This is a genomic window from Moorena sp. SIO3B2 (genome assembly GCF_010692525.1).
GTDB classification, from domain to species: domain Bacteria; phylum Cyanobacteriota; class Cyanobacteriia; order Cyanobacteriales; family Coleofasciculaceae; genus Moorena; species Moorena producens.
The window spans coordinates 1-8,365 of sequence record NZ_JAAHHE010000273.1 but is presented as its reverse complement, the minus strand read 5'-3'; the positions used below and the strand labels follow the sequence as shown (position 1 = coordinate 8,365).

Genomic DNA, 8,365 nt, shown 5'->3' with positions numbered 1-8,365 from the left:
AATTTTGCCCCCCTGACCCCCCAACTTTGGGGGGAACAAGAGTCAATTTGCTTCTAAAAGTCCCCCAGAATTGGGGGACCAACGGGGGCTTGGATGTAGCAAATGAGACTTCTCAGACAACCTCTAATAACATTCAACATTAAACCTAATAACATTCAACATTCAACATTAAACCTGCTAACCTTAAACATTAAACCTGTTAACAATACTTCTGGGATAAAGCATTTAATTTCAAGTAGAAATGATTAGTGAAACTAGTGAAATAATATTGTCTGTTCGGGATTTGACGGCAGATGTGGATGGTAACCAGATTCTGAAGGGATTGAATCTGGAAGTGAAAGCTGGAGAAATCCATGCGATTATGGGGCCAAATGGTTCTGGTAAGAGTACTTTGTCTAAGGTATTAGCAGGTCATCCAGCCTATGATGTAACGGGAGGCGAGGTAAGTTTTTTAGGGCAAAATCTCTTAGAAATGGAGCCGGAGGAACGCTCTTTGGCTGGGGTATTTCTGGCGTTTCAGTATCCATTGGAAATTCCTGGTGTCAGTAATTTAGATTTCTTGCGGGTGGCTTACAATTCCCGTCGCAAGCACAAGGGATTGGAAGAAATTGATACATTTGATTTTGAGGATTTAGTTGAAGAAAAGCTGGAAATTGTTAAAATGAATCCCAGCTTTCTAGAGCGTAGTCTCAATGAAGGCTTCTCTGGAGGAGAAAAGAAGCGGAATGAGATTCTGCAAATGGCACTTCTAGAACCGAAACTGGGGATTTTGGATGAAACAGATTCTGGCTTGGATATTGATGCTCTCAAGATTGTGGCCAATGGGGTGAATCAATTGGCAAGTGCTGAGAATGCCATGATATTGATTACTCACTACCAACGTTTACTGAATTATATTGAGCCGGATTTTGTTCATGTAATGGCAGATGGTCGTATCCTCAGGACTGGTAGTAAGGAGTTGGCTCTAGAGTTGGAATCCCGTGGCTATGACTGGGTGCTGGAAGACGAGACTGCTGAGGTGAGTGTCTGATGACTATGGAAGTTTCTGTAAAACGGGAGGTTTCTTATTTGTCGGCACTGCTAGAGCAATGTCGCCAGGATAATCCGGTTGAGATGGATTGGTTACAAGAGCTAAGTAACCACGCTAGGGGGATTGCTCAGGAGTTAGCAATTCCTACCACTAAAGATGAGGAATGGCGGTTTACGGATTTGTCGCCACTGTTGCAGGAGACCTTTGAGGCTGCTTTAGCTTTTGATACAAGCACCTTGGATATTAGTCCGGTAGTTTTGCCAGAGGCGATGAACAGCCGATTAGTATTTGTCAATGGAATTTATGCCCCTGAGCTATCCTCTGTGGCTGGATTGCCTGAAGGGGTGTTTTTAGGGAATTTGGCTGAGTTGCCATCAGAGTATCAGAGTCGAATTGCTGATTATTTGGGCAAGCACCAGGGCGTAACCGATGTGTTTACGCTGCTCAATACCGCTGGTTTGACTGATGTGGCGGTGATCTGGTTGCCAAGGAATGCTGAGGTAACGCTTCCCATTCATCTGCTGTTTGTTTCCATGGCTGATGGGGTGCCTAGGCTTTTTCAGCCCCGTTGTTTGGTGGTGGCGGAGCCTGGTAGTCAGCTGAGTTTAGTTGAAGAGTATTGCCATGGCCAAGAGGCGAGCGCTCAGGGTGTTTATTTGACGAATTCCGTGACCGAGGTATGGGTTGGGGAGAATGCCAGGGTGACTCATATCCGGGTTGATGGGGAAAGTAATCAGGCTTTCCATGTCGGCAAGAGTGCGATCGCACAAGCTCGGAATAGTTTTTATAGTTGCCATGGCATAGCCTTTGGGGGGAAGTTGTCTCGCCATACTCTGGAGGTGTTTCAGATGGGTGAGGGGACCGAAACGATTCTAAATGGCTTAACCGCGATTAGTGAGCAACAGTTGGCAGATACTCATAGTGCGGTGATGTTGAATCATCCCAATGGGATCAGTAATCAGCTGCAAAAGTGCATTATAGATGGTAGTGCTCATGCAGTGTTTAATGGTAAGGTTTCTGTTCCTCAAGCAGCCCAGTTGACCAATGCAGCTCAGTTGAATCGCAATTTGTTGCTATCGCCCAAGGCTAGAGTTGATACCAAGCCTCAGTTGGAGATTACAGCTGATAATGTCAAATGTTCCCACGGTGCTACAGTCAGTCAGCTGGAAGCGGATGAAGTCTTCTATTTGCAAAGTCGTGGACTAAAGGAAACCGATGCCCGTAACCTGTTGATTGATGCGTTTGTAGCAGAAATACTCAATCAAATTCCCCTAGCTTCTCTTAGGCAAAGACTTTCGGAAACAGTCCAGGACTTACGCGGTTAAGTGAATTTCGCCCCCCTAGCCCCCCAAAATTGGGTGGTAATGATGTCAAAGTCCCCCGAGCGAGGGATTGCTCGCTCGGGGGATTTAGGGGGCAAATGCATAAGTCCTATAGCCATCAGTTCAAAACGGGAACGGAATAACGTTCAACAGTAACATGACCTTAACTCAAGAAAAAACCATTGCTGATCAAGTCCGGGCTGACTTCCCTATTTTGCACCAGGAGGTTAACGGTAAACCGCTGATTTACTTCGATAATGCGGCTACTGCCCAGAAACCGGTAGTAGTACTGGATGCACTGCGCCACTACTACGAAATGGACAATGCTAATGTTCACCGAGGTGTCCATACCCTTAGCACTAGAGCGACAGACGGTTATGAGGGGGCACGGGATAAGGTAGCTAGTTTTGTAAATGCCCAGTCACGACAAGAGATTGTTTTTACCCGCAATGCTTCGGAAGCGATTAACTTAGTAGCTTACAGCTGGGGTTTGGAAAATCTGCGCCAGGGAGATGAAATTATTCTCTCGGTTATGGAACACCACAGCAATCTGGTGCCTTGGCAAATTATTGCTCAGAAAACTGGAGCCGTACTAAAGTATGTGGGATTGACCGAGACTCAGGAGTTTGATTTACAACAGTTCCGACAGCTAATTTCTGAGAAAACCAAACTGGTAAGTGTGGTTCATGTTTCCAATACCTTGGGATGTATTAATCCCGTAGACGAAATTATTGCGATCGCACACGACTATGGCGCTAGGGTAATGATTGATGCTTGCCAAAGTATCCCCCATATGCCCATTGATGTCCAAGCGATGAATTGTGATTGGCTAGTGGCATCGGGTCATAAAATGTGTGCTTCCACCGGGATTGGCTTTCTGTATGGAAAACTAGACTTACTCCAAGCCATGCCTCCATTTTTAGGTGGTGGTGAAATGATTGCCGAAGTATTTCTGGATCACTCCACCTATGGGGATTTACCCCATAAATTTGAAGCAGGGACACCAGCCATTGCTCAAGCGATCGCACTTGGTGCCGCAGTAGACTATTTGACTGGCTTGGGTATGGATACTATCCATAGCTATGAAGAAGAATTAACCGCTTATTTGTTTAAGCAGTTGCAGGAAATTCCCGATCTAATCATGTATGGTCCCCAACCAACAATAGATGGTAAAGGTAGGGCAGCCTTAGCAACATTTAATGTTAAAGGATTGGATGCTAGTGATGTATCTACCCTGTTGGATCAAGACGGTGTAGCAATTCGTTCTGGACATCATTGTACTCAACCCTTGCACCATCGTTTAGGAGTAACTGGTACAGCACGAGCCAGTTTGTATTTTTATAATACTTTTGAAGAGATTGATCGATTTATTGTGGCGTTGAAAGAAACAATTGAGTTTTTCAGAAGTGCTATGGAGTGAATCTAGCAATTTGGGTCAGGTACAAATTTTTGGGTTTTAGGGAATCGGGAATCGGGAATCGGGAATCGGGAATCGGGAATCGGGAATCGGGGAAAAATTATGGGCGTTGCTGAATTAAGGAATGAATGCGCGATCATCTAGTTTTATTAAAGCCCCCGTTGGTCCCCCAATTCTGGGGGACTTTGAGAGTTTTTCCCCCCAGAATTGGGGGGCTAGGGGGGCGAAACCATACTGAGAATCAGCAACGCCAAATTATGTGTACCTCATAGCTATGAGAAGCGCTATAAATAGGGTGGGCAATGCCTACCCTGTTTAATTTTTAAGCTTCTTAAGTATATATAGCGATCGCAAACAAAGATCATAACATTTGATGGTAAAATCACATCCCTTAGCGACTTCTTGTATTAAAGCCCATGCTGCAAATACAAATCACAACATTGCCTAGTTTGTACCCTTTTAGGCAATGTTATGGAAATCTATAGTTAGAATTTATAGGGATTTCCATAAAGTTATTTAAAACCTATCACCACCAATTTGAATATCATCTATACAAATTTTAGTTTGTACTGAAAATAAGCCAGATTTCATATATACTTTGACTATTTTATACATACCATTTCCTAGATCAATTTTTCCTTGCATGATTGGTTCTTTTCCCATAACTAGCATATGGTTACATTCATCTTGTTTTTCACCATTTATATAAAGTTTTGCCTCACTTGTTTTTAGACTAAAATTTATTATTCCCCAAGTGTTTAAAACTGATATTATATTTCCCTCATACTCTGTATTCCATTGTTTATTAAACATTTTAGTTACTTATTTATTTTAAAATTTAATATTTATAATCAATCTCAAAATATTCATCTTGATCTAAGCAATCTTGTAATTCTTGAATTATTTCATCTTGTATCCTTTTATCTAGTCTATCAAGTCGAGCTTTTACTTGGTTAGATATTTTTTTTTCAGTATCTAGAGCTAATATTTCTTCCCTGGTTAATCCTAATTTCGATAATATTGGTTCAATTTTATCAAGTTCCTCATCACTAACTTTTTCTTCAATTTTTTCCTTGATTTCCAAACCCTTATTAATAAGAATTGGTGTTGCTACTGCAACTACTATGGCTGCGATCGGTAATGGCATTTTGACCTCCTAAAACTCACCACAGTAAATGCATCTTATTTTGAAATGCCTACTGGATATGAGATTAATACGATAAGTATTTATGCTTATTAATTGTCAAATCTCTGTCTTGATGCAGTTGCTCATGGGGGAAACCCCAAAGACCGCACTGCATCGCTTCTGAGTAAGGCTTCTATAATTTAGATGCGTTTGGTATATAGTATAGCAATCCCTGTAGGAATTGTTATAATTTCTAATCAGAAGTTCCCGACTCACGACTCCCGACTCCCGACTCCCGACTCCCGACTCCCGACTCCCGACTCCCTATCAAAGCATTTTAATATGGTTTTCCCGCTGCCAGATAAATACATTGACCTGCTCACAGATTTCGGGTTTAAACGTGTCTTTGGCACTGAGCCAAATAAGGCACTGCTAATCGACTTCTTGAATACTCTGTTGCCTCCCCATCATCAGCTGAAGGATGTCACCTTTAAAAATCCCGAGTTTTTGGGCAATACCTTAGTGGATCGAAGGGCTATTTTTGATATTTATTGTCAGAGCGAGACTGGTGAACGGTTCATCGTAGAAATGCAGAAGGCCAAGCAAAATTTGTTTAAGGATAGAAGTGTCTATTATTCTACTTTCCCGATCCAAGAACAGGCACAACAGGGATTTTGGAACTATGAGCTTACAGCAGTTTATACGGTTGGCATCCTAGATTTTGTATTTGATGACCACAAGCACGATTCGGAACTGCTACATGTGGTGGAGTTGAAAAATCAGCACTGTGAAGTGTTCTACGATAAGCTCAAATTTATTTATGTTGAGCTACCGAAATTTACCAAGTCTCTTGATGAGTTGGAGTCCCATTTTGACAAGTGGTTATTTCTATTTAAACACCTAGCCCAGTTGAATGAACCCCCATTACCGTTGCAAGACGATGTGTTTGCCCAGCTATTTGATGTGGCAGAGATTGCCAATTTCTCATCTAGGGAGCAAGCGCTGTATCAGGATAGCCTGAAGGTCTACCGGGATATGTACAATGTTACCCAAACCTTAATTGATGAAACTCTGGAACAAGGTATAGAACAAGGTATAAAACAAGGTATAAAACAAGGTAGACAACAAGGTAGACAACAAGGTAGACAGGAAGAAAAACAGCAGATTGCTAAGCAGATGAAGGCGGCAGGGTTATCCGCTCAGGATATTGCCCAATATACGGGGTTGAGTATGGATGAGATTGATCGGTTGTAGGTTTAAATTGCTTCAAGAGCTACAAATTCCTGGGTTTTTGCGAAAAATTGTTGCTTAGATAGGCGAACTGAAGTACCGGTAATTTTCCTTGTCAGAAGCCACAAAAGTAAAGATTAACGAGACAATCACTCACTTTCCAGTTACTGCCATCCCGGTAACGGCGCTAGGGCGAGCATAAGACCTGTTTGTTACAAGCAAAATCTTAATGAATTAAGTATTTTGCTGGCGGCATCTGGGGTGATATGTCCTTTGCCATGCCTCCCAGGGAATAGATAGTTTGCCCATTTCGGAGGGTGGTAGTTCGTTAAGTGTTTCCGCAGATCTTCTAGTACCGGGATGGTTCGGGTGGCAAGCTTACCCTTTGTATTGCCTTTCCTGAATAGAACCACGGGGCGCACGGAACCAAAGCGATCTAAGACATCCCTTATTCTTAAGGTCACGGCTTCGTTGACCCGACAGGCGGTTTGACACTCCCCGCCCTGGAAGGACGGGGATTCTTGCTTCAACGAGGTGACTTGTTTAACCAGGCCGGAGCCAGGAAAAATAGAGGTCTCCTCTCCACAAGCGTATTTGGTCTATGACCTAGGTTTCGGTGTGCCCCACCGTACCTAAAATAGTTAACAACAAATTTAGATGAACATTTTTTTTGATCTTAGACTTTCATAGACGTTCAAATCGTTAGATTTGATTATGCAACATGATTATCTCTTAACATGTTTTTTGCATTGTCTACTTATTCAAGATCATGTTTATCTAGAACATTAATTGTTTTTTTGTTATGTTTTTATATTAACACGGTGCAGGAAAACTGTCAATACATAGATGCTCCTTTGGAGCCGCCAAAGGCGAACAAAAAAAAAGCCGTCCTGTAAGGACGGGGCTTTAGACCCAAAATTTTTGGTAAAGCATCACAGCAAACAGCGCCCGGTCTCGTGGCGGGTTAAGGGTTGCCCCTTCATTAAACAACAGTTGGATTTCCTCTGCGGTTAAAATCTTTGCCTGGCCATGGCGGTCGATTTTCATACCCCACGCCTCAATACACCCATGCCTATTTATTGAACAGTTTGGGTGTACCCGAGTCAATACAATGTGGGTGCGATTTGGCTAGGGATAGCGTCTTGGTAACGGGATCTAAAATCACAAAGTGAAAAAATCTGCACAAAAAATCCCGCATGGGCGTACGGGAAGAGGTAATGGAGTGTGATGGGTTGTCTTGAGGCTAATCGATTTTAAATATAATTTTCGGGAGCCTCAGGGTCGATGCAGTTAAGACGCAGGATTCGCCGCAGTCGTTTGATTTCTACATCTTTGTGGTCATCCTGGGCATAATCTTCACTCAACCACTGCAAGTCCGTCTTGAGCCGCTTGTTCTCGGCTTCAACTGCTTCCAGTCGTTCTACATACTGAGTCATTTCTTTATTTCGCTCAGCTATCGTGATTACTTGATCACCGAAGGCCAGTCGAAACCGATCCTTCAAAGAGTCACCTGCCAAAGCAGAGGTTAACTTCAATGCTTCTTTGTTTCCTTTGGATGTCCGGTACGTCCAGTACAAGACATTGATATCCAACGGAATTCCATTAATGCGACTTTGTCCCCTCCATCGACTAGAGGGATCTATTTCAAAAATCGCGGGCGTGAATTCCTCTCCCCATATATCTTTGAACCATTTTGATTTCAAGAATTCGCGGAAGTTCCTTTCATTTTCCCCAATGGTTTCAGCCGCCTGAGTTTGGGAAAGTACATATAGCCAGTTATCAGTAGCTCGAAATCCATCAAGAGTTTTCTTGCCCACTGGAACTAGGGCATGTTTCACAAATCTTTTGACCATGTTACGATCTTGTTACATTTCGGTTCACTTTTTCAGCGATCGCAGCCCTTTCGCACAAAAACAGCTGCGGTCGCTTATCGTATTCATTCTACCCTAGTTGTAGCCGGACGACAACCGCTATAAACCTTTATTATCAGTAGCTTCAGGGATTTCGTCGGCCAATTGTGAATCTACTAATACGTGTATCATTTTGTTCCGCCCCCGCACTGTTAAAGCCCCTCTAGGCAACGCTTTTCGTTTGTAGGCTTATAGGCGCGATCGCAGTCACTTCTACAAACCTATAATGTGTGAAGCAGCAGCAGCACCGAACCAATCTGCCACTTTAAGAAGGATAGGCTTAGCTTTGTCCCAGAGAGTTTTACCTGCATCAAGTTTTCTACTAGCTGT

At 42.9% G+C, this 8,365-nt stretch carries 10 protein-coding genes; 4 read left to right on the top strand and 6 right to left on the bottom strand.

Annotated elements, in window-relative coordinates:
- Positions 1–241: 241 nt before the first annotated feature.
- The 3 genes from sufC (at position 242) to F6K38_RS30820 (ending at position 3,772) form a co-directional block, all read left to right on the top strand.
- Positions 242–1,030 carry a Fe-S cluster assembly ATPase SufC gene (gene sufC / locus F6K38_RS30830; RefSeq protein ID WP_070392943.1) on the top strand — a complete coding sequence of 263 codons (789 nt, stop codon included), beginning with the start codon at positions 242–244 and terminating at the stop codon, positions 1,028–1,030.
- Entirely contained in the window at positions 1,030–2,355 is a 1,326-nt protein-coding gene (gene sufD / locus F6K38_RS30825; protein WP_287295575.1) for a Fe-S cluster assembly protein SufD, read from the top strand. Before sufC ends, sufD begins: the two co-directional genes overlap by 1 nt.
- 154 nt (positions 2,356–2,509) lie before the next feature.
- Entirely contained in the window at positions 2,510–3,772 is a 1,263-nt protein-coding gene (locus F6K38_RS30820; RefSeq protein ID WP_287295574.1) for a SufS family cysteine desulfurase, read from the top strand.
- 2 nt (positions 3,773–3,774) lie between these two features.
- Here the strand turns inward: F6K38_RS30820 and F6K38_RS30815 are convergent, their stop codons facing one another.
- The 3 genes from F6K38_RS30815 to F6K38_RS30805 form a co-directional block, all read right to left on the bottom strand.
- On the bottom strand, positions 3,775–3,909 hold the full coding sequence (locus tag F6K38_RS30815; protein ID WP_267872068.1) for a hypothetical protein: 135 nt from the start codon (positions 3,907–3,909) through the stop codon (positions 3,775–3,777).
- A gap of 376 nt (positions 3,910–4,285) precedes the next feature.
- Positions 4,286–4,582: a hypothetical protein gene (locus F6K38_RS30810; protein ID WP_008187512.1), complete on the bottom strand. Its 297-nt coding sequence runs from the start codon at positions 4,580–4,582 to the stop codon at positions 4,286–4,288.
- A 25-nt stretch (positions 4,583–4,607) separates the two neighbouring features.
- Complete coding sequence (locus F6K38_RS30805; RefSeq protein ID WP_008187513.1) at positions 4,608–4,916, bottom strand: hypothetical protein; 309 nt, start codon at positions 4,914–4,916, stop codon at positions 4,608–4,610.
- Positions 4,917–5,237: 321 nt separating this feature from the next.
- Here F6K38_RS30805 and F6K38_RS30800 point away from each other — a divergent pair, with 321 nt between their 5' ends.
- Positions 5,238–6,149: an Rpn family recombination-promoting nuclease/putative transposase gene (locus F6K38_RS30800; RefSeq protein ID WP_008187514.1), complete on the top strand. Its 912-nt coding sequence runs from the start codon at positions 5,238–5,240 to the stop codon at positions 6,147–6,149.
- Between the two features lie 188 nt (positions 6,150–6,337).
- Here F6K38_RS30800 and F6K38_RS30795 read toward each other — a convergent pair whose 3' ends face one another.
- The 3 genes from F6K38_RS30795 to F6K38_RS30785 form a co-directional block, all read right to left on the bottom strand.
- Positions 6,338–6,655: a site-specific integrase gene (locus F6K38_RS30795; protein ID WP_287358867.1), complete on the bottom strand. Its 318-nt coding sequence runs from the start codon at positions 6,653–6,655 to the stop codon at positions 6,338–6,340.
- Between the two features lie 376 nt (positions 6,656–7,031).
- Positions 7,032–7,172: a hypothetical protein gene (locus F6K38_RS30790; RefSeq protein WP_287358865.1), complete on the bottom strand. Its 141-nt coding sequence runs from the start codon at positions 7,170–7,172 to the stop codon at positions 7,032–7,034.
- A gap of 206 nt (positions 7,173–7,378) precedes the next feature.
- Positions 7,379–7,978 (bottom strand): hypothetical protein, encoded by a 600-nt coding sequence (locus F6K38_RS30785; RefSeq protein ID WP_008187516.1) that lies wholly within the window; start codon positions 7,976–7,978, stop codon positions 7,379–7,381.
- Positions 7,979–8,365 lie beyond the last annotated feature (387 nt).